Below are 26,345 nucleotides of genomic sequence, written 5' to 3'. Positions count from 1 at the left end.
CTCTACCCATCTGCCGCCGCATGGCGGCGGACGAAATCGGCAATGAGAGTTGTGATTTCCGCCGGGCGCTCCAGGCTCGGCAGATGAGCCACGCCTGGCATTTCATGACTCTCGGCGCCGGGGACTGCTGCCACGACGTGGCGACAGCGTTCCTGAACGTACGGGAAATCGAGTTTGCCCCAGAGGACGAGGGTAGGCGCCGCGATCCGGCTCAGTCGATCGAAGAAGGGTTGAACACCAACCTCCGATCCGAAGGGCGGGGCGCGGAGCGCGATGCCGTTCATATCAAGAAGCAGATCGCGAGCAGGGCCGGATACGCGGCCTTCGGGGGCCAGTGGTCCGTCCAGCCAGAGTCGCGCCTTCATCGCGTTCAACCGATCGAGGTCGCCGGATGCCTCGATCTGCTTCGATTGCACCATCAGTTTCTCGATGTCGGGGGTATAGACCGGATCGGGCGCGCCCGCGACATTGGGGGCGATCAGAACCAGCGCGCGAACACGCGACGGATGCCGGAGGGCGGCATCAAGCGCGATGCGGCCTCCGAGGGAGCAGCCAACGAGGATCGCGGGCTTGCCGTCTGCGGTCGCCTCCAGCACCGCGACGAGGTCCGCGAGGGCGGAAAAGTCCTCCGGCTCGGCGCGCGTTTCACCGAACCCGCGTCGGTCATAAGCGACCACCTTGTGGCTGGCACTCATTCCATCCAATTGGGCGCGCCACATGCGCCGGTCGCACACGTTGGCATGAAGAAAGACGATGGCAGTGCCTTCACCTTCGACGTCCGCCGCAAGCCTGGCACGACCAGACACAATGTGTTGCATCAACTGCATGTCCAAACTGACGACGTTGGTATGCGCCAGACGATGGCCGGGAGCGAATCCCGGCCACACTGCCTCGACGAGAAGCTCTAGGCCTTCTCCTCCCAGATCATCGCGAGATGCACGATGGTCTGCACCGCCTTCTCCATGTCCTGCCGGCTGACCCATTCGAGGCGCGAATGAAACGCGTGCTCGCCGGCGAAGATGTTGGGGCAGGGCAGGCCCATGAAGGAGAGGCGCGAGCCGTCGGTGCCGCCGCGGATCGCGGTGCGCATCGGGCGCAGGCCGGCGCGGCGGATCGCTTCGATGGCGTATTCGAGGATGTGCGGGTGACGATCGATCACCTGCTTCATGTTGCGGTACTGCTCCCGCACCTCGAATTTGTAGGTCGAGCGCGGATAGTCCTTCATCACGTCCTTGACGATGGTCTCGAGCAGGACCTCCTTCTCCTTCAGCCCTTCCTCGGTGAAATCGCGCACGATGAAGGAGAGCGTCGCCTGCTCCAGTGCGCCCTCGATGCCGATCGGATGCAGAAAGCCCTGCTTGCCTGATGTCGTCTCTGGCGAGCAGCCTTCCTTGGGCAGGCGCTCGACGATGGCGGCGGCGATCTTGATCGCGTGTTCCATCTTGCCCTTGGCATAGCCGGGATGGGCGCTGACGCCGTTGATGGTGATGGTGGCGCCGTCGGCCGAGAAGGTCTCGTCCTCGACGCAGCCGGCGCTCTCGCCGTCCATGGTGTAGCCGAAATCGGCGCCGAGCTTGCTCAGGTCGACATTGTCGACGCCGCGGCCGATCTCCTCGTCCGGCGTGAACAGGATCTTGATGGTGCCGTGCTTCACGTCGGGGTTGGTGATGAAGAAATGCGCGGCATCCATGATCTCGGCGACGCCGGCCTTGTTGTCGGCGCCCAGGAGCGTGGTGCCGTCGGTGGTGATGATGTCGTTGCCGATCTGGTTCTTCAGCGCGGGATGTTCAGTAAAGCGGATCACCTGGCTGGTATCGCCCGGCAGGGTGATATCGCCGCCGCGATAGTTCTCGACCATCTGCGGCTTGACGTCCTTGCCCGAGCAATCGGGCGAGGTGTCCATGTGCGAGCAGAAGCAGATCACCGGCACTTTCTTGGTCGTGTTCGCCGGGATCGTTCCGTAGACATAGCCGTAATCGTCGAGATGGGCATCCGCGACGCCCATGTCCCTCAGCTCGGCGGCGAGGACGCGGCCGAGGTCTTTCTGTTTCTCGGTCGAGGGCGAGGCTGGGGAGTCCGGATCGGACTGGGTGTCGATGGTGACATAGCGCAGGAAGCGCTCGGTCACAGTGTGCGAAAAGGTGAGGGAGGACATTGCTGGTCAACCGCCGGGGTCAGGGGGAGAAAGGCGGTATACCAGAAAAGCGGGCCGCGTTGCGGCAGGACGATGTCGGGATATCAGGCTTAAGGAAAGCTTGCCTCAGATCGCCTCTTTCAGTTCCTTGACCGGGCGGAAGGCGACCTTCTTGCTGGCCTTGATGTGGATCGGCTCGCCGGTGGCGGGGTTGCGGCCGGTGCGGGCGGCGCGCTTGCGGACCTGGAGGATGCCGAGGCCGACGATGCGGACGCGGTCGCCCCGCTTCAGGTGCCTGGTGATCAAATCGACCATATCGGTCAGCACCGCCTCGGCGCGCTTCTTCGACAGGTCCTGGCTCTCCGCAATGTCAGCGGCGAGGTGCTTGAGCGTGATGGTGGCGGGCGCGGCGGCCTTCTTCGCCGAGTCCTTCTTGGCCGAGTCCTTCTTAGCCATGTCTGGCCTCCTCGATTCTTGCCGATGGTTGGGGGAGACGGCCCCAAAACCCCGCAAGTTCCCGGAGGCGTAGACGATTCGGGACCGGACTGACACCGCGGCCGACATGGCCGCGGGTCACGTTGGTGCGCGCCCTCAACGGAATTCCGCTCGTTCAGGCTGTGGATGCAACGTCCTTGACTTCATTAGGTCCGGCCTTTAAGTCCCCCCTCGTTCCGCAGACATTGCGTGTCACGCGGGAGTAGCTCAGTTGGTTAGAGCGCCGGCCTGTCACGCCGGAGGTCGCGGGTTCGAGCCCCGTCTCTCGCGCCATTTTTGGCAATCATTTCAGTCCCTTACTTCCAAATCCTCGTCTTGCTTCGATGCCCGGTCGCTCGCGACGCGGCTCCTGCGTGCTTTTTCCCCGCCGAGTTGATCGCGCCGTTGACCACATGCTACCGCTCAATCCGGTTTTGTTCGGATCGATTTCATGCAGGCAGCCGATTTCAGCGCGACGTTGCAGAATTTGTTCGCGAAGGGCGTGCGCTACGGCACCGTCATCGACCTCGGCTGCGCCGATGGGCACTTCGTGCTCAACCATCTGTCGTGCCTCAGCGGTGCGGTGCCACTGAACGTCGACGCTAACAGGATCTATGAAGACTCCCTCAAGGCGATCCAGGAGGCGCTTGGCGGGCATTATCGCATCTGCGCCGTCACCGACCACGAGGGCGAGATCGAGATCACCGAGTCGGTGCATCCGTACTGGTCATCGCTGCGCCCCGCAGGCGACGTCTACTGGTCGCGGGTCAACGACCTGGCCACGAGCAAGGTGAAAGTGCCGGCGACGACACTTGATGCGCTGGTCAAGGAGCTGGCGCTCAAGCCGCCGTTCCTGCTCAAGCTCGATGTGCAGGGTGCGGAACAGGCCGCGCTGACGGGCGCGCGCCACGTGCTCGAGAATTGCAGCGTGGTCGTCTGCGAGACCGACGTTGACGACTTCCAGGACATCAATGCGATGCTGCTGGACGCAGGGTTCTTCCTCTACGATTTGACGACACTGCAGCGCCTGCGCGACGGAACGCTCGGCTGGTTTTACCCAGTCTATGTCAGCGGCAAGCTCGCCCATCTGAAGCCGCAGGCGTTCTGGGATGCCGGCGACAATGCTGCGGTGATCGGCGTGCAGGAGACGCGCCGCAAGATGATCCTGGAGCAGAACAGGAAGGCCCTCAACCGGCTGCGTTATGGGCAGAGCGATGTCGGCCGCAACGATCCCTGTCCCTGCGGTTCAGGGGAGAAATTCAAGCACTGTTGCGGCAGCTATTGACCCAATTCATGTTGGCGCGCGAGGGGGCCGCACCGGTCGCCTGAATCAAAAAGGCCGCCCGGGGGCGGCCGTTTGGTGTCAAACCGGACCTTTTCCGCGGTTAGCGGATCTCTGACGTTCCGGCGCTCGTCACCACGACCGGCTTGCCGGCCTTGATCACGTGAGCCGACTGGGCGGTCTGGCTGTAATCCGTGTTGGTGCGGGCTGCGATCCCGAAGGCGGCTACTGCAATGCCGGCCACCAGCGCCACCACCACGATCTTCATGTGGGTACCACGGTCTGCTGAGTGAATTGAGTGGTTCATCTGAGCCTCCCGACGGGCTTTGCCGCCGCCTATGGCTCTTCTTGTAGGGAGCGTCTGTTTCCGGATGGTTTCGCGGGTTCCGCAAAATGGTTTCATGAATACGCCCGGTTGGTTTCGCCGGGCTGGCGCCGGGACAGGGGTCAGGCGGCCGCCCGGCCGATATCGTCCCGGATCGAGCGCGCAGCCCAGATGAACAACAGGGCGCCGAGGGTGGTCGTGACCGCCGCCGAGAGCAGGGAATAGCGCACGGCGTCTGCGCCAAAAGTGCCTTTCAGGGCGTCATTGACCATTCCCACCGCCAATGGGCCGACGCCCTGGCCGAAGCAGGTGGCGGTGAGCGCGATGAGGGCGGAGGCCAGCGCCCGCATGCTCGGCTTGGCCACCGTCTGGGCGATCGCGAAGATCGGCCCGAGATGGAAGCCGACCAGGAACGAGGTCAGCGCCAGCATGGCGACCATCATCGCAAAATCCTGGGTCAGCATGCACAGCGCGAACACCGGGCCGGCGAGGCCTGAGGTGATCGCGGGCGCCCACAGCTTCCAGCGGTCGTCGCGGCGGCTGATTTGTGCCACCACGAAGCCGCCGAGCAGGGTGCCGGCCATGCCGGCGAGGCCCTTGAAGGTGCCGGCATAGGTGCCGATCTCGGCGCTCGAGAGATGGTGCACGCGGGCGAGGAACGGTGGGATCCAGGCTGCGGTCGCGTAGTTCGTGTAGGTCGTCAGGCAGAAGCCGATCAGGACGATGATGAAGCTGCGCTGCGAGGCCAGGAAGCGCAGCGTCGGCCCGAGCGGCTCGGGCACGAAACTCTCCTGCATGGCGCCGCGCTTCGGCTCGGAGACCGTCAGCCACAGGATCAATGCGAGCAGGATGCCGGGCAGGCCCGCGACGTAGAACGCCATCCGCCAGCCATAGTGCTGGTTGACATAGCCGCCGACGAAATAGCCAAGGAAGACGCCGAGATAGGTGCCGACGGCGTAGATGCCGAGCGCGCGCGGACGCTCGTTCTTGGCGAAGAGATCGGCGACGATGGATTGCGAGGCGGGCGAGCCCGCGGATTCGCCGATGCCGACGCCGATGCGTGCCAGTGCCAGCGAGGTCACGCTCGAAGCGGCGCCGCACAGCGCCGTCATCGCGCTCCAGAACGCAAAAGCCACGGCCACGATGTTGCGCCGGTTGAGCCGGTCGGCGACGCGTGCGATGGGGATGCCGAGCAGGGAATAGAACAGCGCGAAGCCGAAGCCCGCGAGCAGGCCCATCATTGTGTCGCTGAGCGCAAACTCCTTCTTGATCGGCTCGATCAGGACGTTGAAGATCGTGCGGTCGAGAAAATTCAGCGCATAGATGATGGTGAGCAGCCCAAGCACGTAATAGCGCCGCGCCAAGGGTTTTGCCGCGGCGGCCGTTTGCACCGACATTTGTGACGCCACATCGACCATTACTTCCCCCAATTTGTCTTTGTTGTCGATGTCGGTCCAGCCCTGATTGGAGCTGGCTGCTTCACGTGTCGCGGATGTAATTCCCCGCTTCGAATTCGACCGGAGGCGTGCTTGCATCGAACGAGACGCCGATCGGATCACGGCCGGCCTCCATCGCTTCGAGCTGCTCGCTCAGCATGCGCCGGATCAACAGGATGCCGCGGTCGCTCTGGCCGAAATGCTCCTCGGAGTGGATGGTCTGCGGGCCCTGACCGACCTGGGCCTCGTAATCGCCGGGAAATTGCTGGTGCTCGGCCTCGGTCATGTCCCACCAGAACTTGCCGTTGAACTTCGAGCGCATGCGGCCGATGTCGCCGGAGTTTTTCACGCGTCCGGCAACGTAGATGCGGAACGAGGTGTCGTCGATGGGCAGCGTCCAGCCGATCGACTCGACGCGGGCGAACTGCGCCACGCGCGGGTTCGGCACAACGCGCAACGTGGGCAGGGCAGCTTCGGTGACGCGGTAAAACACACGGCCGTCGTCCTGCTTGCGGATCGAGCGCACGGCGATGCCGCGCGCGGTCTTGTCGAATTTCACCTCCGGCATCGAGGCCATCATGTCCGTGAATTGCGGTCCGGAGAACGAGCCGTGCAGCACCGGTACGTGATAGGGATCGACCACGTTCTCGAAATGCTGGAGCCAGTTGCAGGGGATGACCGCCGGACCGCCGCCGCCGATCGAGGAATCGTCGGCCTCGACGAACTCGCCGTCGTCCATGTTTTCGAGGCATTCGTAAGCCGGCAGCACCGGGCGTTTCTCGGCCGGGCCCATATAGGCGAAGATCAGGCCGTAGCGCTCCTCGACCGGGTACCAAGGCTGGCGCACCTTGTCCTTGAACTGGCCGCCGTCGGGCTCGCAGGGCTGCTCCAGGCAGTGGCCTTCGGTGTCGAACTTCCAGCCGTGATAGCAGCAGCGGAGACCGTCCTCCTCGACCTTGCCGTAGTAGAGCGTGGTGCCGCGGTGGCAGCAGCGGGCGTGCAGGAGGCCGGCGCGGCCCTGCTTGTCGCGGAACAGCACCAGATCCTCGCCGAGCGCACGGACCTTTTTCGGCGTGTCGGTGGCGTCACTGATGAGCCCGACCGGATGCCAGTAGCGGCGGAGCAGCTCGCCCATCGGTGTGCCGCGCACGACCGAGGTGAGCTCGGTCCGCGTGTGTGCCGGCTTCATCGCATAACCAGTGCCGAGATCGCGATCCCGCTGGGTCATCGTCATGTTGTTCCTCCCGCCGCAGGCCTTGGTGGCCGGGTCGTTTCTCGATGCGGTGACCCAGTGAAAAATAATTAGATGACAATGTCAACGATCATCCAAATGCCTCTTGGTCGCATTTTGATCCGGCTGGGGAGGTTGCGCTACCAACGCTTGGCATGCCTCGGCTTTCTTGGCAGAGGTGGATGATGAGCCAGACATCGAGCAGGGATGGGCACGGTTCGCCCGATGCGGACGAAAGTCACTCGCCGGCGCCGATCACCGCGATGCTGTCGTCGCGGCTGATGGTGCTGGCCAATCTGCTCAAGCGCGGTGCGATCCTCCGCTACAAGCGGCTTGCCGGATTGTCCTCGGTCGAGTTCGGCCTCGTCGCCTCGCTCGGCCGCCGGCCGCCGATGAGCGTGGCGCGGCTCGCCGAAGCCGTCGGCCAGGACAAGGGACAGATCAGCCGCGCGCTTGCGGAACTCGTATCGCGCAAGCTGATCGCAAAATCGGCAAATCCGAAGGATAGCCGCGAGGTGCTGATCTCGCTGACTGCGACGGGCCTCGCCGCGCATGATGCGATCGTCGAAGGCGCTCAGGAGCGCAATCGGCGTCTGCTGGAGCATCTGAGCGAAGCCGAGTTCCACGCGCTGCTGCGGCAGGTCGATCAGCTCACCGCGACCGCCGCCGAGATGCTCGAGAGCGAGAAGAATTCACGCTGATCTCCCGGCAACACCCGGACATCATGGATCGGTTCTAAGAGTCGCTCTAAGAGGCTTTCAATTAGGGAATTCGCGCGCCCTCCCATAAGCGTCACCGTAAGCGCATGCCACCCCGGGGACCGGCGGCATGACGCATCGAACATGCAGCTTTGGGTGGCGCGTTGAACAGTCTTGGAATGCTGCGGTCGGCCGTGTTGGCGACCGCTTCCGCTTGGGTTTTGGTGCCGCAGGCATCGCTTGCGCAATCTTCCGCGCAGAGTGGCGCGCAGAATTTGCCGTCAGTGACCGTCACCGCGCCGGAAGCGCGGCGTCGCGCAGTCGCCACGGCGCCGCGCCGCGCGCTGCGATCGTCTCAGCAGACTGATAACCGAAACAGGCCGCAGCCACAGCGCAATGTCGGTTTCGTCGAGACGCCGCGCGGACCGGTGAACGGCTATGTCGCCGGCCGCAGCTCGTCCGGCACCAAGACCAACACGCCGATCATGGAGACGCCGCAATCAGTGTCGGTGATCGGCGCGGAGCAGATCCGCGATCAGAAGCCGAACAAGCTCGACGAGGTCCTGCGCTATACTGCCGGCGTTCGCGCCGGGACCTTCGGTGCGGACACCCGCAACGACTGGTGGCTGATCCGCGGCTTCAAGTCCGACGACATCGGACTGTTCCTCGACGGAATGCAGCTGTTCTACACCTCCTATGCGACCTGGAAGCTGCAGACGCCGGACATGGAGCGGGTCGAGGTGCTGCGCGGGCCGTCGGCGGTGCTCTATGGCGGATCGAGCCCGAGCGGCATCGTCAACGTCATCAGCAAGCTGCCGCCGGCCGAGCCGGTTCGCTACATCGAGACCGGCGTCAATAATTTCGGCAACGCCTATGTCGGCTTCGATGTCGGCGGCCCGGTCGCGACGCAACCGGAGAACGGCAAGCTGTTCTACCGCGTCGTCGGCCAGGTCCAGAACGGCAACACCCAGGTGAACTTCACGCCCGACAACAACTACTTCATCGCGCCGTCGTTCACCTGGAAGCCGGATGCCGACACGACGTTCACGGTGCTGGCGTCGGCCTCGAAGCAGGACACCCGCGGCATCAACTTCCTGCCCTACCAGGGCACGGTGACCAATGCGCCGTTCGGCAAGATCCCGACCCGCTTCTTCGCCGGAGATCCCAGCGTCGACAAGTTCACGCGCGAGCAGGAGATGCTCGGCTATCAGTTCGAGCGCAATCTCACCGACGAGCTGACGTTCCGGCAGAATGCGCGCTTTGCACATGTCGACGTGACCTATCGCGGCTACGTCGGCAGCGATTGGGGCAACGCGGCAACGGCCATGCTCAATCGTTACAATTGGTATGCAAAGAACACTGCCAATCAGGCCGATCTCGACAATCAGCTGGAGTATCGCTTCGACACCGGCCCCGTGAAGCACACCATGCTGTTCGGTGTGGATTTGAAGGGCTATCAGATCGACGACTATCAGGCCTTCGGGTTCGGTGTGTCCTCGATCAACGTCCTCAACCCCACCTATGGAGCAGCCGAGGTTCCGTTACCGGCCGCGCCGTTCCGCAACGCCCAGATCACGCAGAAGCAGGCCGGCACCTATCTTCAGGACCAGATGAAGCTTGGCAACTTCACGCTGGTGCTGAGCGGCCGCAACGATTGGGTCGAGACGACGCAGGACGATCGTGGCACCGGCGCCACGGTCGCCAGCCGCGACGACAGCAGGTTCAGCGGGCGCGCAGGGCTGATCTACAATTTCGACAACGGCATCGCGCCATACGTCTCCTATGCGACGAGCTACAATCCGATCATCGGCCTCAATGCGACGAACCAGCTGTTCCTGCCGGAGACAGGCAAGCAGGCCGAAATCGGTGTGAAGGTCGCGCCCAAGGGATTTGACGGCTATTTCACGGTCTCGGCCTTCGACCTGGTCCGTCAAAACGTGGCGACGACGGCACCGGGCATCATTCCGGTCTTGCAGAACCAGACCGGCGAGGTGACTTCGCGCGGCATCGAGCTCGAAGCGGTCGCCAACGCCACCAAGGAGCTGAAGCTGATCGGCTCGTTCACGGCCTACCACTTGTTCAACAGCAGGGATCTAGACCCATCGCTGGTCGGCAAGACACCGACCAACACGCCTGAACTCCTGGTCTCGGGTTGGGCGGACTACACCTTCAAGGACGGGCCGCTCGAGGGCTTCGGCTTCGGCGGCGGCGTGCGCTATGTCGGCTCGTCCTGGGCGGATGCCGCCAACACGCTCGAGGTTCCCGCGGTCGTGCTCGGCGATCTCGTGCTCCACTACGAATGGCAGAACTGGCGCACCGCGCTGAACGTGATCAATTTGACCGACAAGATCTACGTGGCGAGCTGCGCGTCGGCCACGTCCTGCTTCTACGGCGATCGCCGGCGCGTCACCGCCAGCGTCTCCTACAAATGGTGAGGCAAATAGTGAGGCAAATAGTGAGGACCGGCGAGGGGAAGGCCGTCGTGAGAGCCTGACCAGGGCCGCCGCTGGTCTTCCAGCAAGAGATCGATGAGCTCACGGGCTATGCCCCCCAGCCCGAAGCTCATGCGAGCGCGGCGCGTGCGACGACCCAGCAGGTCGCTGCCGCCGCGCTCGCCGCCGATCCAGGACGAGCCTCCGTCCCGTCGCGATGCATGGCTCGTCCGATCGTTCGCGCCTGTGGATAGTTGTCTCCTGACCGCCACCACGGCCATACCCGGGTTGCGCGTCGCACTGCTCTGGGCGCGCCGGCCAGTATGTCGTGTGGGTGACAGTGAGGGCCCGGCGCTGGTCATGGCTTGGATTGGTGCGCTGCCGCACCCAAAACCCGGGCATCTTGACCGGATGGTACGCGGCAAATAGTTATCGCAGCCCTTGCGCCGCAATCTCAGAACGGCTGCCCTGCAAAACCGTGACCGCCCTTGCCGGGTTTTCCGATCTGCTCCATACCTGCCGCGGGGCGATTCCGGGATTTCCACCGTTCCGGGTACAGCAAAGGGCCTAAAAAGAGCGTGTCTTGCGCCCATTGGTGCACTGCGCTAAGGCTCAGAATAATTCCAAACTGGACGAATCCGTGGCTGTCCCGAGGCTGCGGGAAAAAGGGCTCGCCAATGAGCGGCATTCTACAGAACTATCTTCCACTCGTCGTCTTCATAGGGGTAGCTGCTATCATCGGCCTGGTGCTGCTGATTGCGCCCTTTATCGTGGCGTTCCAGCAGCCCGACCCGGAAAAGCTGTCGGCATACGAGTGCGGTTTCAACGCCTTCGACGACGCCCGCATGAAGTTCGACGTCCGCTTCTATCTGGTCGCCATTCTCTTCATCATCTTCGACCTCGAGGTGGCGTTCCTGTTTCCCTGGGCGGTGGCGTTCGGCAAGCTCGGCGCGACCGGCTTCTGGTCCATGGTGGTGTTCCTCGCCGTGCTGACGGTGGGCTTCGCCTATGAATGGAAGAAAGGCGCACTGGAATGGGATTGAACCCGACGTCGTCCGCCGGTCCGGTTCTCGCGCCGGCCCCCAAGGGCATCCTGGATCCCTCGACCGGCAAGCCGGTCGGAGCCAATGATCCGTTCTTCCTCGAGGTCAATTCGGAGCTGTCCGACAAGGGCTTCTTCGTGGCCGCGACCGACGATCTTATCACTTGGGCGCGCACCGGCTCGCTGATGTGGATGACCTTCGGTCTCGCCTGCTGCGCGGTCGAGATGATGCAGGTCTCGATGCCGCGTTACGACATCGAGCGCTTCGGCTTCGCCCCGCGTGCCTCGCCGCGCCAGTCGGACGTGATGATCGTCGCGGGCACCCTGACCAACAAGATGGCGCCGGCGCTGCGCAAGGTCTACGACCAGATGCCCGAGCCGCGCTACGTCATCTCGATGGGCTCCTGCGCCAATGGCGGCGGCTATTATCACTATTCCTACTCGGTCGTGCGCGGCTGCGACCGCATCGTGCCGATCGACATCTACGTGCCGGGCTGCCCGCCCACGGCGGAAGCGCTGCTCTACGGCGTGCTGCTGCTGCAGAAGAAGATCCGCCGCACCGGCACCATCGAACGCTAAGGTTTTACGTCATGGACGACGCCAAGCTCGACGCCCTGGGGCAGACGATCGTTAGCGCGCTTCCGGGCGCCGCCATCGGTCATTCGGTGGCCTTCAACCAGCTCACGGTCGACGTCGAGGTGGCCAAGATCGTCGAGGTGGTCAAGTACCTCCGCGACGACCCGAACTGCCGCTTCATCAACTTCACCGACATCACCGCGGCGGACTATCCCTCGCGCGAAAAGCGCTTCGACGTGATCTACCACTTCCTGTCTCCGACCCTGAACGCGCGGATCCGGCTCAAGGCCCAGGCCGACGAGACCACACAGGTGCCGTCGCTGATCGAGGTGTTTCCCGGCGCCGACTGGTTCGAGCGCGAGGCCTACGACCTCTATGGCGTGTTCTTCGTCGGTCATCCCGACATGCGCCGCCTCCTGACCGATTACGGCTTCGAGGGCCATCCGCTGCGCAAGGATTTCCCGACCACCGGTTTCGTCGAGGTCCGCTACGACGACCAGGAGAAGCGGGTGGTGTACGAGCCTGTCAGGCTCAACCAGGAATTCCGCAAGTTCGACTTTTTGTCTCCGTGGGAGGGTGCCGATTATCCCGTCCTCCCGGGTGATGAAAAAGCAGGGCCGAAGGTCTGATCATGAACGAGCAACCCGAAAACCTTCGCAACTTCACCATCAATTTTGGGCCGCAGCATCCGGCGGCCCATGGCGTGTTGCGTCTTGTGCTCGAATTGGACGGCGAAGTCGTCGCCCGCGTCGATCCGCATATCGGCCTGCTTCACCGCGGCACCGAAAAGCTGATCGAGCAGAAGACCTATCTGCAGGCGATCCCTTATTTCGACCGGCTCGACTACGTCGCGCCGATGAACCAGGAGCACGCCTTCTGCATGGCTGCGGAAAAGCTGCTCGGCATCGAGGTGCCACGCCGCGGCCAGCTGATCCGCGTGCTCTATTGCGAGATCGGCCGCATCCTGTCGCATCTGCTCAACGTCACCACGCAGGCGATGGACGTCGGCGCGCTGACCCCGCCGCTGTGGGGTTTTGAAGAGCGCGAGAAGCTGATGGTGTTCTACGAGCGCGCCTCGGGCAGCCGTATGCACGCAGCCTACTTCCGCGTCGGCGGCGTGCATCAGGACCTGCCGCAGAAGCTGGTCGACGATATCGACGCCTGGTGCGATCCGTTCCTCAAGGTGGTCGAGGATCTCGATCGCCTGCTCACCGCCAACCGCATCTTCAAGCAGCGCAACGTCGACATCGGCGTGGTGTCGCTGAAGGAAGCCTGGGAGTGGGGTTTCTCGGGCGTGATGGTGCGCGGCTCGGGCGCGGCCTGGGATTTGCGCAAGTCGCAGCCCTATGAATGCTACGCCGAGATGGATTTCGACATTCCGATCGGCAAGAACGGCGACTGCTACGACCGCTATCTGATCCGCATGGAAGAGATGCGCCAGTCGGTGCGCATCATGAAGCAATGCATCCAGAAGCTGAACGCGCCCGAGGGCAAGGGCCCCGTCGTCGTCGAGGACAACAAGGTCGCGCCGCCGCGCCGAGGCGAGATGAAGCGCTCGATGGAAGCGCTGATCCATCACTTCAAGCTCTACACCGAAGGCGTCCACGTGCCGGCAGGCGAGGTCTATACCGCGGTCGAGGCGCCCAAGGGCGAGTTCGGCGTCTATCTCATCTCCGACGGCACCAACAAGCCCTACAAGTGCAAGATCCGCGCGCCGGGCTTTGCGCATCTTCAGGCCATGGATCACATCTGCCGCGGCCATCTGCTCGCCGACGTCTCGGCCATTCTCGGCTCGCTCGACATCGTGTTCGGAGAGGTCGATCGGTGATGGCGCAGGCGCCGATCCAGTTTGACCGTGCCTCGGGGGCCCTTGAAGGGGCCAACCTGTGGGAGCGGACGGCTGCCTTGGCGCTGGTGACGGGGTCGAAGATCTCGTCGCACTTCTCGCACATGGGCTACATCGCCTGCGCCAATTTGCTGCGGAAAACGCTGCCCGAGCGCAACATCGCGATCAAGCTCAACCCGGACGCCGTGTTCGAATTCCCTTACGGCGACGGCTATTGGAGCAAGCTGCTCAACCGCTCCTACAATTACGAGGACGAGCTGGAGCTGTTGTTCGCCGACTCCATCGACGTCGATTACACGCTGCTCGATTGCGGCGCCAATTACGGCTATTGGTCGGTGCTGGTGTCGAGCAAGCCGTTCGGCTCGCACAAGGCGATCGCGATCGAGCCGTCAGGGCAGAACTATCCGAAGCTCGCCAACAACGCCCGCATCAACGGCAGCCGCTTCGAGACCTTGAAATGCGCGATCGGCGCGGCTCGCGGCACCGCGCGGCTGTCCGGCACCAAGCACGAGGCCTTCAGCATTGCCGGCGACGCGTCGGCGGGCGGCGAGGACGTGCCCGTGATCGCGCTGGACAATCTGATCGACGACGGCAAGGTCGCAGCCAGCGGCAAGTACCTGATCAAGCTCGACGTCGAGGGTGTCGAGATCGCGGCGATCAAGGGCGGCGCCCGGCTGCTCCAGGCCGACAGCGTCATCATGTGCGAGGAGCACGGCAGCGACCGCTCTCACGCGGTGTCGCGCTTCATCCTCGAACAGACCCCGCTGAAGCTGATCGTGTTCGATCCGCGCAGCAACCGGATGGAGACCGTGACCGAGCTGTCGATCCTCGATCGCATCAAGGTCTCGACCCATGTCGGCTACAACGTTTTCGGCACCGCAAGCGCGTTCTGGCAGGACAGGATCGAAGCCCTGAATGCCAGGAACTTGAATGCGAAGTCCGCGCGCCGTATGCAGTGAGAGATTAAGAGATGTCCGTTCGCCGATTAGCACCGAAGGAAGTCCAGCCCGCGAGCTTCGCGTTCACGGAGGAGAATCTCGCGTTCGCCAAGCAGCAGATCGCGAAATACCCGGCCGGCCGCCAGGCCTCAGCGGTCATCGCCATCCTCTGGCGGGCGCAGGAGCAGCATGACGGCTGGGTGTCGGAAGCCGCGATCCGCGTCATCGCCGACATGCTCGACATGCCCTATATCCGCGTGCTCGAGGTCGCGACCTTCTACACGATGTTCCAGCTCGCCCCCGTCGGCAAGAAGGCCCACGTCCAGGTCTGCGGCACCACGCCGTGCCGCCTGCGCGGCGCCGAGGATCTGATCCACGTCTGCGAACACCGCATCCATCACGATCCCTTCCATCTCTCCAAGGACGGCAATTTCAGCTGGGAGGAGGTCGAGTGCCTCGGCGCCTGCGTGAACGCGCCGATGGTGATGATCGGCAAGGACACCTATGAGGATTTGACCAAGGAAAGCTTTGGCAAGGTGCTCGACGGCTTTGCTTCCGGCAATCTGCCCAAGCCCGGTCCGCAGAACGGCCGCCAGTTCTCGGCGCCGATCAATGGACCGACCACGCTGAAGGAGATCACCTGATGCGTGATCTCCCCGCAATTGGAGGGAACGAGGCCGTGAAGAAATGGGGCTTCGTCGCCATGCATGCCACTGTTGCGGCCACATTCATTTTCCTGCTTCAGCGTTTCGGCCTGAACGCGTCGCTGGAATCCAGTCTGCTCTGGGCGCTGACCTTTGCCGTCTGCGCCGCCGGGCTTGCCTACAAGCAAGCCAATCGTTGATCGGAAAGCACTGACATGCTCGAGGACAAGGACCGCATCTTCAAGAACCTCTACGGCCTCCACGATTGGGGGCTCGAGGGCGCGCGGCGCCGCGGCGCCTGGGATGGCACCAGGAACATCATCGACAAGGGCCGCGACTGGATCATTAACGAGATGAAGGCCTCGGGGCTGCGCGGGCGCGGTGGCGCCGGCTTCCCGACCGGCCTGAAATGGTCGTTCATGCCGAAGGAATCGACCGACGGCCGGCCGAGCTATCTCGTCGTCAATGCCGACGAGTCCGAGCCCGGCACCTGCAAGGATCGCGAGATCATGCGGCACGATCCGCATCTCCTGATCGAGGGCTGCCTGATCGCGAGCTGCGCGATGAACGCGCATGCCTGCTACATCTATGTCCGCGGCGAGTTCATCCGCGAGCGCGAGCATCTCCAAGCCGCGATCGACCAGGCCTATGAGGCCAAGCTGGTCGGCAAGGACAACGTCAACGGCTGGCCGTTCGACATCTACGTCGCGCATGGCGCCGGCGCCTATATCTGCGGCGAGGAAACCGCGCTGCTCGAAAGCCTCGAGGGCAAGAAGGGCCAGCCGCGGCTGAAGCCGCCGTTCCCGGCGAATGTCGGCCTGTTCGGCTGCCCGACCACCGTCAACAACGTCGAGTCGATCGCGGTCGCGCCGGACATCCTGCGCCGCGGCGCAGCCTGGTTCGCCGGTATCGGCCGTCCGAACAATGTCGGCACCAAGCTGTTCTGCATCTCCGGCCATGTCGAGCGGCCCTGCAACGTCGAAGAGGCGATGGGCATTCCGTTCCGCGAGCTGATCGACAAGCATTGCGGCGGGATCCGCGGCGGCTGGGACAACCTCAAGGCCGTGATCCCCGGCGGCTCGTCGGTGCGCATGGTGCCGGCCGAGCAGATCATCGACACGCCGATGGATTTCGATAGTCTGAGCAAGCTGCGCTCGGGCCTCGGCACCGCGGCCGTGATCGTGATGGACAAGTCGACCGATCTGATCCGCGCCATCGCCCGCATCTCGTATTTCTACAAGCACGAGAGCTGCGGCCAGTGCACGCCGTGCCGCGAGGGCACCGGCTGGATGTGGCGCGTCTTGACCCGCATGGCCGACGGCCGCGCCCACAAGCGCGAGATCGACATGCTGCTCGAGGTGACAAAGCAGGTCGAAGGCCACACCATCTGCGCGCTCGGCGACGCGGCGGCGTGGCCGATCCAGGGCCTGATCGCGCATTTCCGTCATGAGATCGAAGCGCGCATCGACGAATATTCGCACAAGTCCGACATCGACGATATCGGCGTCCGCGATCCCGTGAACATGGTCGCGGCGGAGTAGAGAGAATGACCAAGCTCATCATCGACGGCAAAGAGATCGATGTCCCCGCCGAATACACGCTGCTTCAGGCGTGCGAGGCGGCCGGCGCCGAGATTCCGCGCTTCTGCTACCACGAGCGGCTGTCGATCGCCGGCAATTGCCGGATGTGCCTCGTCGAGGTGAAGGGCGGCCCGAAGCCGGTCGCGAGCTGCGCCTGGGGCGTGCGCGACTGCCGTCCGGGCCCCAAGGGCGAGCCCCCGGAAATCTCGACGCGTTCGCCGATGGTCAAGAAGGCACGCGAAGGCGTGATGGAATTCCTTCTCATCAACCATCCGCTGGACTGCCCGATCTGCGACCAGGGCGGCGAGTGCGACCTGCAGGACCAGGCGATGGGCTATGGTGTCGACACCAGCCGCTTCGCCGAGAACAAGCGCGCGGTCGAGGACAAATATCTCGGCGCGCTGGTCAAGACCTCGATGAACCGCTGCATCCAGTGCACGCGCTGCGTCCGCTTCTCGGCGGAAGTCGCCGGCGCCCCCGAGATGGGCGCGACCGGCCGCGGCGAGGACATGGAGATCACGACCTATCTCGAGCACGCGCTGACGTCGGAATTGCAGGGCAATCTCGTCGACATCTGCCCGGTCGGCGCCTTGACCTCGAAGCCTTACGCGTTTGCGGCCCGTCCGTGGGAGCTCGGCAAGACCCAGTCGATCGACGTGATGGACGGCGTGGGATCTGCGATCCGCGTCGACACCCGTGGCCGTGAAGTCATGCGCGTGCTGCCGCGCATCAACGAGGCCGTGAACGAGGAGTGGATCTCCGACAAGACCCGGCACGTCGTCGACGGCCTGCGCACCCAACGGCTCGACCGGCCCTATATCCGCGAAGCCGGCAAGCTGCGCGCGGCAAGCTGGCCCGAAGCCTTCGCCGCGATCGCCGCGAAAGCGGCGCGCACCGACGGCAAGCGCATCGGCGCGATCGCGGGCGATCTCGCCGGCGTCGAGGAGATGTTCGCGCTAAAGGACCTGCTGGCCAAATACGGCTCGGGCAATCTGGCGGTGCAGGGCGGCGACGCCTTCGACCCCGCGCTCGGCCGCGGCTCCTACATCTTCAATCCGACATTGGCAGGCGTCGAGCAGGCCGATGCGTTGCTCATCATCGGCGCAAATCCGCGGAAAGAGGCGGCGGTGTTCAACGCCCGCATCCGCAAGCGCTGGCGCGCCGGCGGCTTCAAGGTCGGCGTGATCGGCGCCAAGAACGACCTGACCTACGATTATGACCATCTCGGCGCAGGCACCGAGACGCTCAGCGAGCTCGCGGCCGGCAAGCACTCCTTCATGGACGTGCTGAAGACCGCCAAGAACCCGATCATCCTGGTCGGTGCGGGCGCAGCTTCGCGCCACGACGGCGCCGCCATTCTCGCTGGCGCCGCCAAGCTCGCGCTCGACGTCGGCGCGCTCAAGGACGGCTGGAACGGCTTTGGCGTGCTGCACGAGACCGCCTCGCGCGTCGGTGCGCTCGATATCGGCTTCACGGCTGCGGCCGGTGGGCTGAACGCCGCGCAGATGACGACGTTCGGCACGCTCGACCTGCTGTTCCTGCTCGGCGCCGACGAGATCAAGCCGTCGGACGGCACCTTCGTCGTCTATATCGGCACCCATGGTGACCGCGGCGCGCATCGCGCCGACGTCATCCTGCCGGCGGCCGCCTATACCGAGAAGTCCGCGATCTACGTCAACACCGAAGGCCGCGTGCAGATGACCGGCCGCGCCGCGTTCCCGCCGGGCGAGGCCCGCGAGGACTGGGCGATCGTCCGCGCACTCTCGGAGGCGCTCGGCAAGAAGCTTGGCTATGACTCGCTGTCGGCCTTGCGCCAGGCCCTGTTCAAGGCGGTGCCGCACCTGATCCGTCTCGACCAGATCGAGGCCGGCTCGGCCGACCAGATCAAGAAGCTGGCCGGGAAGGGCGGGACGACGGAGAAGGCGCCGTTCAAGGCTGTCGTCGAGGACTTCTACCTGACCAACCCAATCGCGCGTGCGTCCGCCGTGATGGCGGAGTGCTCGCGGCTTGCCTCCGGGCAGATGCTGACCGCAGCGGAGTGAGCTGATGGAATTCTTCGAAAGCGCATTCTGGACCGGGTTCCTCTGGCCGCTGATCATCATGATCGCGGAGAGCGTCCTGGTGCTCGTCGTGCTGCTGATCGCGATCGCCTACATCCTGCTCGCCGATCGCAAGATCTGGGCGGCGGTGCAGATCCGCCGCGGCCCGAACGTGGTCGGCCCCTGGGGCCTGCTGCAATCCTTCGCCGACCTCCTGAAGTTCGTGCTGAAGGAGCCGATCATCCCGGCGGGCGCCAACAAGGGCGTCTTCCTTCTCGCGCCGCTGGTGTCCTGCGTGCTCGCGCTCGCCGCCTGGGCGGTGATCCCGACCAATCTCGGCTGGGTGATCTCCGACATCAATGTCGGCGTCCTCTTCATCTTCGCGATCTCGTCGCTGTCGATCTACGGCATCATCATGGCCGGCTGGTCGTCGAACTCGAAATATCCGTTCCTGGCGGCGCTGCGCTCGGCGGCGCAGATGGTGTCCTACGAGGTCTCGATCGGCTTCGTCATCATCACGGTGCTGCTCTGCGCCGGCACGCTGAACCTCTCGGCGGTCGTCGAGGCCCAGCACGTGCGCGGTCTCGCCAGCCTGATCGGGCTGCCGCAGCTGACCATCCTGAACTGGTACGTCTGGCCGCTGTTCCCGATGTTCGTGATCTTCTACGTCTCGGCGCTGGCGGAAACCAACCGTCCGCCGTTCGACCTCGTCGAAGCGGAATCCGAGCTCGTCGCCGGCTTCATGGTCGAGTACGGCTCGACGCCGTATCTGCTGTTCATGCTCGGCGAGTATGTCGCGATTGCCACGATGTGCGCGCTGGCGACGATCCTGTTCCTCGGGGGCTGGCTGCCGCCGGTGGACCTGCCGCCCTTCAACTGGGTGCCGGGGATCATCTGGTTCTCGCTGAAACTGTTCTTCATGTTCTTCCTGTTCGCGATGGCAAAGGCGATCGTGCCGCGCTACCGCTACGATCAATTGATGCGCCTCGGCTGGAAGGTGTTCCTGCCGCTGTCGCTGGCGATGGTGATCGTGGTGGCCGGCGTGCTGCATTTCGCCGACATCGCGCCGAAGTGAGGGCCGTCATGGGTATCAACATCAACGCCACCGCACGCTCGCTCCTGCTGTCGGAATTCGTCTCGGCGTTCTTCCTCGCCATGCGTTATTTCTTCCAGCCGAAGCCGACGCTGAATTATCCGTTCGAGAAGGGGCCGATCTCGCCGCGCTTCCGCGGCGAGCACGCGCTGCGCCGCTATCCGAACGGCGAGGAGCGCTGCATCGCCTGCAAGCTGTGCGAAGCCGTGTGCCCGGCGCAGGCCATCACCATCGAGGCCGGCCCGCGCCGCAACGACGGCACCCGCCGCACCGTGCGCTACGACATCGACATGGTGAAATGCATCTATTGCGGCCTCTGCCAGGAGGCCTGTCCGGTCGATGCCATCGTCGAAGGTCCGAACTTCGAGTTCGCGACCGAGACCCGCGAGGAATTGTTCTATGACAAGGCCAAGCTGCTCGCCAATGGCGACCGCTGGGAACGCGAGATCGCGAAAGCGATCGAGCTCGACGCGCCGTACCGGTGAGATGAGAGCATGATCCTTCCCGCGCTGTTCTTCTATCTGTTCGCCGGCGTCTGCGTCGCCTCGGCGGTGATGGTGATTGTCTCGCGCAATCCCGTGCACTCCGTGCTGTACCTGATCCTGGCCTTCGTCAACGCCTCGGGCCTGTTCGTGCTGATGGGCGCCGAATTCCTCGCGATGATCCTGATCGTCGTCTATGTCGGCGCCGTCGCGGTGCTGTTCCTGTTCGTGATCATGATGCTCGACGTCGACTTCCTCGAGCTGCGCGAGGGCTTCATCGAGTACCTGCCGGTCGGCCTGGTGATCGGCGGAATCTTCCTGTTCGAGCTGCTGCTCACCGTCGGTTTCTGGGTCATCAATCCCGGCGTCGCCAAGACGATCACGGCGGCGATCCCGACCAACGTCTCCAATACCGAGGCCCTCGGGCTGGTGCTCTATACGAAGTACATCCACTACTTCCAGCTCTCGGGCATGGTGCTGCTGGTCGCCATGATCGGCGCCATCGTGCTGACGCTGCGACACAAGGCGAACGTCAAGCGGCAGGACATCAACGTTCAGAACGCGCGCACGCCCGAAATGGCGATGGCGATGCGCAAGGTGGCGCCGGGGCAGGGGCTGCAGGACTCTGATGCGGCGGAGTGGGTGAAATGACGATCGGGCTCGGACACTATCTTGCGGTCGGAGCGATCCTGTTCACGCTCGGGATCCTCGGCATCTTCCTGAACCGCAAGAACATTATCGTCATCCTGATGTCGATCGAGCTGATCCTGCTCTCGGTCAACATCAACCTCGTGGCGTTCTCGACCTTCCTCGGCGACATCGTCGGCCAGGTCTTCGCGCTTTTGGTGCTCACCGTCGCGGCTGCGGAAGCCGCGATCGGTCTCGCCATCCTGGTGGTCTATTTCCGCAACCGCGGCTCGATCGCGGTTGAGGACGTCAATCTGATGAAGGGCTAACGCGCATGATCCGGAAAAGTGGATACCGGTTTTCCGGTCAGATCATGCGCAAAGAGAAATAAGTCATGGTTCAGGCAATCGTTTTTCTGCCGCTGCTGGGCGCCATTCTGGCCGGCCTGATCGCGCTGTTCGGCGCGCATGCCCGCAACCCCTCGGGCGACACGGTCGAGCATCACGATGATCACGGTCACGGCGCACACGCCCATGCGGCCGACACGATCAACGAGGATGCGTCCGTCATCCACGAGAGCCATCACGACGACGCCGGTCACGACGACCACGCTCACGGTCCCGTGGAGCCGCCCGCGGCGGGCTCGCGCGGCGCCGAGCTGATCACCACGGCGCTTCTGTTCGTGTCGGCGGCGCTGTCCTGGATGACGCTGGTCGACGTCGGCTTCATGCATCACGACATGCGCATTCCGCTGCTGCCCTGGATCATGTCCGGCGATCTCCAGGTCTACTGGACGCTGCGGGTCGACACGCTCACCGCCGTGATGCTGGTGGTGGTCACCACCGTGTCCTCGCTCGTGCACCTCTATTCCATCGGCTACATGGACGAGGACCCGAACCGGCCGCGCTTCTTCGGCTATCTCTCGCTGTTCACCTTCGCCATGCTGATGCTGGTGACCGCGGACAACCTCGTGCAACTGTTCTTCGGCTGGGAAGGCGTCGGTCTGGCGAGCTATCTCTTGATCGGCTTCTGGTACCAGAAGCCGTCGGCGAACGCTGCCGCCATCAAGGCCTTCGTGGTCAACCGCGTCGGCGATTTCGGCTTCGCGCTCGGCATCTTCGCGATCTTCATGCTGGTCGGCTCGACCGATTTCGAGACGATTTTCCATGCCGCGCCCGGCCTGACCGGCAAGACCATCGACTTCCTTGGTTGGCACGTCGACGCGCTGACGCTGACCTGCCTCTTCCTGTTCATGGGCGCGATGGGCAAGTCGGCGCAGTTCCTGCTGCACACCTGGTTGCCGGACGCGATGGAGGGTCCGACCCCGGTGTCGGCGCTGATCCATGCCGCGACCATGGTCACCGCCGGCGTCTTCATGGTGGCGCGCCTGTCGCCGCTGTTCGAGCTCGCGCCGAACGCGCAGGCCGTCGTGATGTTCTTCGGCGCCACCACGGCGTTCTTCGCCGCGACCATCGGCCTGGTCCAGAACGACATCAAGCGCATCGTCGCCTACTCGACCTGTTCGCAGCTCGGCTACATGTTCGTGGCGATGGGAGCAGGGGCCTATTCGGTCGGCATGTTCCATCTGTTCACGCACGCCTTCTTCAAGGCGCTGTTGTTCCTGGGCTCCGGCTCGGTGATCTACGCGATGCACCACGAGCAGGACATCCGCAACATGGGCGGGCTCTGGAAGAAAATCCCCTACACCTACGCGGTGATGGTGGTCGGCACGCTCGCTCTGACCGGATTCCCGCTCACCGCCGGCTACTTCTCCAAGGACGCGATCATCGAGTCCGCTTACGCCTCGCACAATCCGTTCGCGATGTACGGCTTCCTGATGACGGTCGTCGCCGCCGGCCTGACCTCGTTCTACTCCTGGCGCCTGATCTTCAAGACCTTCCATGGCGAGCCGCATGACGAGCATCACTATGAAGCCGCACATGAGGCCCCGATCTGGATGCTGATCCCGATCGGCGTGCTCGCGGTCGGCTCGATCCTGGCGGGCTTCCCGTTCAAGGAGCTGTTCGCCGGTCACGGCATCGAGGAGTTCTTCCGCGAGTCCGTGAAGATGAACCCGCATATCATCGAGGAGATGCACCACATCCCCGAGACCATCGCCTTCCTGCCGACGGTGATGATGGTGCTGGGCTTCCTGGTGTCTTACCTGTTCTACATCCGCCGGCCATATCTGCCGGTCGAGCTCGCGAACACGCAGCCGATGCTGTATCAGTTCCTGCTCAACAAATGGTACTTCGACGAGCTCTACGACCTGATCTTCGTCCGCCCGGCGAAGTGGATCGGCTACCAGCTCTGGAAGAAGGGCGACGGCTTCATCATCGACGGCCTCGGCCCCGACGGCGTCTCGGCCCGGGTGCTGGACGTCACCCGCAACGTCGTGAAGATCCAGACCGGCTATCTCTACCACTACGCGTTCGCCATGCTGATCGGTGCCGCCGGCCTGATCACCTGGTTCATGTTCGGCTTTGGAGGCCAGTAAATGACGACCTGGCCCATTCTATCCGTCACGACGTTCCTGCCGCTGGTCGGTGCGCTGATCGTCTATCTCAGCCGCGGCGATGACGAGGCGGCGCGGCGCAACTCGCGCTGGATCGCGCTCTGGACCACGCTGATCACCTTCGCGGTGTCGGTGATCCTGGTCATGCGGTTCGATCCGTCGAACGCCGACTTCCAGTTCGTCGAGAAGGCGAACTGGCTCGCCACCGGCATCACCTACCACATGGGTGTCGACGGCATCTCGTTGCCCCTGGTGATCCTGACCACCGCCATCATGCCGTTCTGCATTATCGCGAGCTGGAAGGCGATCACCAACCGGGTCCGCGAATACATGATGGCGTTCCTGATTCTGGAAACGCTGATGATCGGCACCTTCTCGGCGCTCGATCTCGTGCTGTTCTACCTGTTCTTCGAGGGCGGCCTGATCCCGATGTTCCTGATCATCGGTGTCTGGGGCGGTCCGCGCCGGGTCTATGCGTCCTTCAAGTTCTTCCTCTACACGTTGCTCGGCTCGGTGCTGATGCTGCTCGCCATCATGGCGCTGTACTGGAACGGCGGCACCACCGACATCCCGACCCTGATGCACACCGCCGTGCCGCGCAGCTTGCAGACTTGGGCATGGCTGGCCTTCTTCGCCTCCTTCGCGGTGAAGATGCCGATGTGGCCGGTCCACACCTGGCTCCCCGACGCGCACGTCGAGGCGCCGACCGCGGGCTCGGTGGTCCTCGCCGCGATCCTCTTGAAGATGGGCGGCTACGGCTTCCTGCGCTTCTCGCTGCCGATGTTCCCGCTGGCCTCGCACGACTTCGCGCCGCTGGTGTTCACGCTCTCGGCGATCGCCATCGTCTACACCTCGCTGGTGGCGTTGATGCAGGAGGACATGAAGAAGCTGATCGCGTACTCCTCAGTGGCGCATATGGGCTTCGTCACCATGGGCATCTTTGCCGGCACCATGCAGGGCGTCGCCGGCGGCGTGTTCCAGATGATCTCGCACGGCATCGTCTCCGGCGCGCTGTTCCTCTGCGTCGGCATCGTCTACGACCGCATGCACACCCGCGACATTGCGGCCTATGGCGGCCTCGTCAACCGGATGCCGCTCTACGCGCTGACCTTCATGGTCTTCACCATGGCCAATGTCGGTCTGCCCGGCACCTCCGGCTTCGTCGGCGAGTTCATGACGCTGCTCGGCACCTTCAAGGTCTCGATCCCGACCGCGTTCTTCGCCACCTTCGGCGTGATCCTGTCGGCCTGCTACGCGCTGTGGCTCTACCGCAAGGTGGTGTTCGGGGCGCTGGTCAAGCCGTCGCTGATGAGCATGAAGGATCTCACCTTCCGGGAGTGCGTGACGCTGTTCCCGCTGATCGCGCTGACGATCCTGTTCGGCGTCTATCCGAAGCCGGTGCTGGACATGTCGGCCGCCTCGGTCCAGCAACTCGTCAACAATTACAACACCGCTGTGACGGCCGTGAAGGCCGCCGCACTGCTCCAGTGAGCGGGCAGGTCAGGATATCGCCATGAGCTTTGAGACTGCAGGTTATCAACTGGCGCCGGTGCTGCCCGAGCTCGTGCTCGCGGTCGGCGCCATGGCACTCCTGATGCTCGGCGCCTATCGCGGGCAGGAGACCACCAAGACTGTCACGACGCTCGCGGTCCTGCTCCTGGTCGTGGTCGGCGTGCTCGAATATATGTTGCCGGCGGGCAAGCATGTGACTTTCGGCGGCAGCTTCATCGTCGACGACTTTGCCCGCTTCATGAAGATCCTGGCGCTGATCGGCTCGGCGGTGACGCTGGTGCTGTCGACCGAGTTCCTGTCGGATCCGTCGCGCCGCATCTTCGAATACGCCATCCTGGTGCTGCTCTCGACGCTCGGCATGATGGTGCTGATCTCGGCCGGCGATCTGATCTCGCTCTATCTCGGCCTCGAATTGATGTCGCTCGCGCTCTACGTCGTGGCGGCCTCGAACCGCGACAACGCCAAATCGACCGAAGCCGGCCTGAAGTATTTCGTGCTCGGCGCGCTGTCCTCGGGCATGCTGCTCTACGGCGCATCGCTGATTTACGGTTTCACCGGCACGGTCAGCTTCACCGGCATCGCGGCGGCAGCTACGGTCTCGAATGTCGGCCTGGTGTTCGGCCTCGTCTTCCTGCTCGCCGGCCTCTGCTTCAAGGTTTCGGCCGTGCCGTTCCATATGTGGACGCCCGACGTCTACGAGGGCGCGCCGACGCCGGTCACCGCCTTCTTCGCCTCGGCGCCGAAGGTGGCCGCGCTCGCCGTCTTCACCCGCGTCACACTCACCGCTTTCCCCGGCATCGTCTCGCAGTGGCAGCAGATCCTGGTGTTCGTGGCGATCGCCTCGATGGCGCTGGGTTCGTTCGCCGCGATCGGCCAGAGCAACATCAAGCGCCTGATGGCCTATTCCTCGATCGGCCACATGGGCTTTGCCCTGGTCGGCCTCGCCGCCGGCACGGTCGAGGGCGCGCAGGGCGTGCTGATGTACATCGTGATTTACGTCGCGATGACGCTCGGCTCGTTCGCGGTCATCCTGGCCATGAAGCGCAACGGCCAGCCGGTCGAGCAGATCAGCGATTTCGCAGGTCTGTCGCGGACCAATCCGCTGCTCGCTTTCATGTTCGCGATGCTGCTGTTTTCGCTCGCCGGCATCCCGCCGCTCGCCGGCTTCTTCGCCAAATGGTACGTCTTCGTCGCCGCCATCAAGGCCAATTTGTTCACGCTCGCCGTGATCGGCGTGCTCTCCAGCGTTGTCGGCGCCTACTACTACCTCACCATCGTCAAGACGATGTATTTCGACGAGCCGGCCGGGCAGGTCGATCCGGTGCGCGTCGAAGTCAAGACGGTGCTGGCGGTCGCGGGCCTATTCAACATCCTGTTCGCTCTGTTCGCAGGCCCGGTGGTGAGCGTCGCTTCCGCCGCCGCCAAGTCGCTGTTCTAGG

Annotated in this window: 25 protein-coding genes and 1 tRNA gene; 20 read left to right on the top strand and 6 right to left on the bottom strand. The window is 63.8% G+C overall.

The window, feature by feature from the left end:
* Window positions 1-2: 2 nt before the first annotated feature.
* The 3 genes from IVB31_RS10560 to IVB31_RS10550 form a co-directional block, all read right to left on the bottom strand.
* Window positions 3-818: an alpha/beta fold hydrolase gene (locus tag IVB31_RS10560; RefSeq protein WP_247321551.1), complete on the bottom strand. Its 816-nt coding sequence runs from the start codon at window positions 816-818 to the stop codon at window positions 3-5.
* 86 nt (window positions 819-904) lie between these two features.
* A complete protein-coding gene (gene pepT / locus IVB31_RS10555) occupies window positions 905-2,155 on the bottom strand; it encodes a peptidase T (RefSeq protein ID WP_247321546.1) in 1,251 nt (416 codons plus the stop codon).
* Window positions 2,156-2,260: 105 nt separating this feature from the next.
* Window positions 2,261-2,590, bottom strand: a complete 330-nt coding sequence (locus IVB31_RS10550; protein WP_247321544.1) for an HU family DNA-binding protein — start codon at window positions 2,588-2,590, stop codon at window positions 2,261-2,263.
* Between the two features lie 235 nt (window positions 2,591-2,825).
* On the opposite strand from IVB31_RS10550, the gene IVB31_RS10545 reads away from it, so the two are divergent.
* Both IVB31_RS10545 and IVB31_RS10540 read left to right on the top strand, forming a co-directional pair.
* Window positions 2,826-2,902 (top strand) — tRNA-Asp (locus IVB31_RS10545).
* A gap of 157 nt (window positions 2,903-3,059) precedes the next feature.
* Window positions 3,060-3,893 (top strand): FkbM family methyltransferase, encoded by an 834-nt coding sequence (locus IVB31_RS10540; RefSeq protein WP_247321541.1) that lies wholly within the window; start codon window positions 3,060-3,062, stop codon window positions 3,891-3,893.
* Between the two features lie 100 nt (window positions 3,894-3,993).
* On the opposite strand, the gene IVB31_RS10535 is transcribed toward IVB31_RS10540, so the two are convergent.
* From IVB31_RS10535 to IVB31_RS10525, 3 genes are all read right to left on the bottom strand, one after another.
* Window positions 3,994-4,197 carry a hypothetical protein gene (locus tag IVB31_RS10535; RefSeq protein ID WP_247321540.1) on the bottom strand — a complete coding sequence of 68 codons (204 nt, stop codon included), beginning with the start codon at window positions 4,195-4,197 and terminating at the stop codon, window positions 3,994-3,996.
* A gap of 140 nt (window positions 4,198-4,337) precedes the next feature.
* Complete coding sequence (locus tag IVB31_RS10530; protein WP_346730863.1) at window positions 4,338-5,633, bottom strand: MFS transporter; 1,296 nt, start codon at window positions 5,631-5,633, stop codon at window positions 4,338-4,340.
* A gap of 61 nt (window positions 5,634-5,694) precedes the next feature.
* Window positions 5,695-6,885, bottom strand: a complete 1,191-nt coding sequence (locus IVB31_RS10525) for an aromatic ring-hydroxylating dioxygenase subunit alpha (RefSeq protein ID WP_247321533.1) — start codon at window positions 6,883-6,885, stop codon at window positions 5,695-5,697.
* Window positions 6,886-7,067: 182 nt separating this feature from the next.
* Between IVB31_RS10525 and IVB31_RS10520 the strand changes: the two genes are divergently transcribed.
* The 18 genes from IVB31_RS10520 to nuoN all read left to right on the top strand — a co-directional run bounded on the left by IVB31_RS10520 (window position 7,068) and on the right by nuoN (window position 26,344).
* Window positions 7,068-7,583 carry a MarR family transcriptional regulator gene (locus IVB31_RS10520; protein ID WP_247322090.1) on the top strand — a complete coding sequence of 172 codons (516 nt, stop codon included), beginning with the start codon at window positions 7,068-7,070 and terminating at the stop codon, window positions 7,581-7,583.
* Between the two features lie 176 nt (window positions 7,584-7,759).
* On the top strand, window positions 7,760-10,015 hold the full coding sequence (locus IVB31_RS10515) for a TonB-dependent siderophore receptor (RefSeq protein ID WP_247321531.1): 2,256 nt from the start codon (window positions 7,760-7,762) through the stop codon (window positions 10,013-10,015).
* Window positions 10,016-10,689: 674 nt separating this feature from the next.
* Entirely contained in the window at window positions 10,690-11,055 is a 366-nt protein-coding gene (locus IVB31_RS10510; RefSeq protein ID WP_200515596.1) for an NADH-quinone oxidoreductase subunit A, read from the top strand.
* Complete coding sequence (locus IVB31_RS10505) at window positions 11,046-11,633, top strand: NADH-quinone oxidoreductase subunit B (protein WP_247321530.1); 588 nt, start codon at window positions 11,046-11,048, stop codon at window positions 11,631-11,633. The genes IVB31_RS10510 and IVB31_RS10505 overlap by 10 nt, the downstream gene beginning before the upstream one ends.
* Window positions 11,634-11,644: 11 nt before the next feature.
* Window positions 11,645-12,259: an NADH-quinone oxidoreductase subunit C gene (locus IVB31_RS10500; protein WP_247321528.1), complete on the top strand. Its 615-nt coding sequence runs from the start codon at window positions 11,645-11,647 to the stop codon at window positions 12,257-12,259.
* Window positions 12,260-12,261: 2 nt separating this feature from the next.
* Window positions 12,262-13,458 carry an NADH-quinone oxidoreductase subunit D gene (locus IVB31_RS10495; protein WP_247321526.1) on the top strand — a complete coding sequence of 399 codons (1,197 nt, stop codon included), beginning with the start codon at window positions 12,262-12,264 and terminating at the stop codon, window positions 13,456-13,458.
* Window positions 13,458-14,435 (top strand): FkbM family methyltransferase, encoded by a 978-nt coding sequence (locus IVB31_RS10490; protein WP_247321524.1) that lies wholly within the window; start codon window positions 13,458-13,460, stop codon window positions 14,433-14,435. The genes IVB31_RS10495 and IVB31_RS10490 overlap by 1 nt, the downstream gene beginning before the upstream one ends.
* An 11-nt stretch (window positions 14,436-14,446) precedes the next feature.
* Window positions 14,447-15,058 (top strand): NADH-quinone oxidoreductase subunit NuoE, encoded by a 612-nt coding sequence (gene nuoE / locus IVB31_RS10485; RefSeq protein WP_247321521.1) that lies wholly within the window; start codon window positions 14,447-14,449, stop codon window positions 15,056-15,058.
* Window positions 15,058-15,258, top strand: coding sequence for a hypothetical protein (locus tag IVB31_RS10480; RefSeq protein WP_247321519.1), 201 nt, complete (start codon window positions 15,058-15,060; stop codon window positions 15,256-15,258). Before nuoE ends, IVB31_RS10480 begins: the two co-directional genes overlap by 1 nt.
* A 15-nt stretch (window positions 15,259-15,273) precedes the next feature.
* The gene (nuoF, locus tag IVB31_RS10475; protein WP_247321517.1) at window positions 15,274-16,599 is read left to right on the top strand and encodes an NADH-quinone oxidoreductase subunit NuoF; all 1,326 of its coding nucleotides are present in this window, start codon (window positions 15,274-15,276) and stop codon (window positions 16,597-16,599) included.
* 5 nt (window positions 16,600-16,604) lie between these two features.
* Complete coding sequence (nuoG, locus tag IVB31_RS10470; RefSeq protein ID WP_247321515.1) at window positions 16,605-18,680, top strand: NADH-quinone oxidoreductase subunit NuoG; 2,076 nt, start codon at window positions 16,605-16,607, stop codon at window positions 18,678-18,680.
* 4 nt (window positions 18,681-18,684) lie between these two features.
* Window positions 18,685-19,752, top strand: a complete 1,068-nt coding sequence (gene nuoH / locus IVB31_RS10465; protein WP_247321512.1) for an NADH-quinone oxidoreductase subunit NuoH — start codon at window positions 18,685-18,687, stop codon at window positions 19,750-19,752.
* A gap of 14 nt (window positions 19,753-19,766) precedes the next feature.
* Window positions 19,767-20,255: an NADH-quinone oxidoreductase subunit NuoI gene (gene nuoI / locus IVB31_RS10460; RefSeq protein WP_026232873.1), complete on the top strand. Its 489-nt coding sequence runs from the start codon at window positions 19,767-19,769 to the stop codon at window positions 20,253-20,255.
* 9 nt (window positions 20,256-20,264) lie between these two features.
* The gene (locus tag IVB31_RS10455) at window positions 20,265-20,903 is read left to right on the top strand and encodes an NADH-quinone oxidoreductase subunit J (RefSeq protein WP_247321510.1); all 639 of its coding nucleotides are present in this window, start codon (window positions 20,265-20,267) and stop codon (window positions 20,901-20,903) included.
* A complete protein-coding gene (nuoK, locus tag IVB31_RS10450) occupies window positions 20,900-21,208 on the top strand; it encodes an NADH-quinone oxidoreductase subunit NuoK (protein WP_008547737.1) in 309 nt (102 codons plus the stop codon). Before IVB31_RS10455 ends, nuoK begins: the two co-directional genes overlap by 4 nt.
* A 65-nt stretch (window positions 21,209-21,273) precedes the next feature.
* Window positions 21,274-23,376: an NADH-quinone oxidoreductase subunit L gene (gene nuoL / locus IVB31_RS10445; RefSeq protein ID WP_247321508.1), complete on the top strand. Its 2,103-nt coding sequence runs from the start codon at window positions 21,274-21,276 to the stop codon at window positions 23,374-23,376.
* Window positions 23,377-24,885 carry an NADH-quinone oxidoreductase subunit M gene (locus IVB31_RS10440; protein ID WP_247321506.1) on the top strand — a complete coding sequence of 503 codons (1,509 nt, stop codon included), beginning with the start codon at window positions 23,377-23,379 and terminating at the stop codon, window positions 24,883-24,885. It begins immediately after the preceding gene.
* A gap of 22 nt (window positions 24,886-24,907) precedes the next feature.
* Window positions 24,908-26,344 carry an NADH-quinone oxidoreductase subunit NuoN gene (gene nuoN, locus IVB31_RS10435; protein ID WP_247321504.1) on the top strand — a complete coding sequence of 479 codons (1,437 nt, stop codon included), beginning with the start codon at window positions 24,908-24,910 and terminating at the stop codon, window positions 26,342-26,344.
* The last annotated feature ends 1 nt before the right edge of the window (window position 26,345 follow it).

The sequence above is a fragment of the Bradyrhizobium sp. 21 genome, from assembly GCF_023073335.1.
GTDB lineage: Bacteria > Pseudomonadota > Alphaproteobacteria > Rhizobiales > Xanthobacteraceae > Bradyrhizobium.
This window is presented reverse-complemented; position numbering and strand designations above follow the sequence as displayed.

Coding starts and splice junctions, on each gene's coding strand:
- pepT (WP_247321546.1), bottom strand. CDS start 2,155: ATGTCCTCCCTCACCTTTTCGCACACTGTGACCGAGCGCTTCCTGCGC.
- IVB31_RS10505 (WP_247321530.1), top strand. CDS start 11,046: ATGGGATTGAACCCGACGTCGTCCGCCGGTCCGGTTCTCGCGCCGGCC.
- nuoL (WP_247321508.1), top strand. CDS start 21,274: ATGGTTCAGGCAATCGTTTTTCTGCCGCTGCTGGGCGCCATTCTGGCC.
- IVB31_RS10530 (WP_346730863.1), bottom strand. CDS start 5,633: ATGGTCGATGTGGCGTCACAAATGTCGGTGCAAACGGCCGCCGCGGCA.
- IVB31_RS10440 (WP_247321506.1), top strand. CDS start 23,377: ATGACGACCTGGCCCATTCTATCCGTCACGACGTTCCTGCCGCTGGTC.
- nuoK (WP_008547737.1), top strand. CDS start 20,900: ATGACGATCGGGCTCGGACACTATCTTGCGGTCGGAGCGATCCTGTTC.
- IVB31_RS10510 (WP_200515596.1), top strand. CDS start 10,690: ATGAGCGGCATTCTACAGAACTATCTTCCACTCGTCGTCTTCATAGGG.
- IVB31_RS10495 (WP_247321526.1), top strand. CDS start 12,262: ATGAACGAGCAACCCGAAAACCTTCGCAACTTCACCATCAATTTTGGG.
- IVB31_RS10455 (WP_247321510.1), top strand. CDS start 20,265: ATGATCCTTCCCGCGCTGTTCTTCTATCTGTTCGCCGGCGTCTGCGTC.
- nuoG (WP_247321515.1), top strand. CDS start 16,605: ATGACCAAGCTCATCATCGACGGCAAAGAGATCGATGTCCCCGCCGAA.
- IVB31_RS10515 (WP_247321531.1), top strand. CDS start 7,760: ATGCTGCGGTCGGCCGTGTTGGCGACCGCTTCCGCTTGGGTTTTGGTG.
- nuoN (WP_247321504.1), top strand. CDS start 24,908: ATGAGCTTTGAGACTGCAGGTTATCAACTGGCGCCGGTGCTGCCCGAG.
- nuoE (WP_247321521.1), top strand. CDS start 14,447: ATGTCCGTTCGCCGATTAGCACCGAAGGAAGTCCAGCCCGCGAGCTTC.
- nuoH (WP_247321512.1), top strand. CDS start 18,685: ATGGAATTCTTCGAAAGCGCATTCTGGACCGGGTTCCTCTGGCCGCTG.
- IVB31_RS10525 (WP_247321533.1), bottom strand. CDS start 6,885: ATGACGATGACCCAGCGGGATCGCGATCTCGGCACTGGTTATGCGATG.
- IVB31_RS10490 (WP_247321524.1), top strand. CDS start 13,458: ATGGCGCAGGCGCCGATCCAGTTTGACCGTGCCTCGGGGGCCCTTGAA.
- IVB31_RS10540 (WP_247321541.1), top strand. CDS start 3,060: ATGCAGGCAGCCGATTTCAGCGCGACGTTGCAGAATTTGTTCGCGAAG.
- nuoF (WP_247321517.1), top strand. CDS start 15,274: ATGCTCGAGGACAAGGACCGCATCTTCAAGAACCTCTACGGCCTCCAC.
- IVB31_RS10550 (WP_247321544.1), bottom strand. CDS start 2,590: ATGGCTAAGAAGGACTCGGCCAAGAAGGACTCGGCGAAGAAGGCCGCC.
- IVB31_RS10535 (WP_247321540.1), bottom strand. CDS start 4,197: ATGAACCACTCAATTCACTCAGCAGACCGTGGTACCCACATGAAGATC.
- IVB31_RS10480 (WP_247321519.1), top strand. CDS start 15,058: ATGCGTGATCTCCCCGCAATTGGAGGGAACGAGGCCGTGAAGAAATGG.
- IVB31_RS10520 (WP_247322090.1), top strand. CDS start 7,068: ATGAGCCAGACATCGAGCAGGGATGGGCACGGTTCGCCCGATGCGGAC.
- IVB31_RS10560 (WP_247321551.1), bottom strand. CDS start 818: ATGCAACACATTGTGTCTGGTCGTGCCAGGCTTGCGGCGGACGTCGAA.
- IVB31_RS10500 (WP_247321528.1), top strand. CDS start 11,645: ATGGACGACGCCAAGCTCGACGCCCTGGGGCAGACGATCGTTAGCGCG.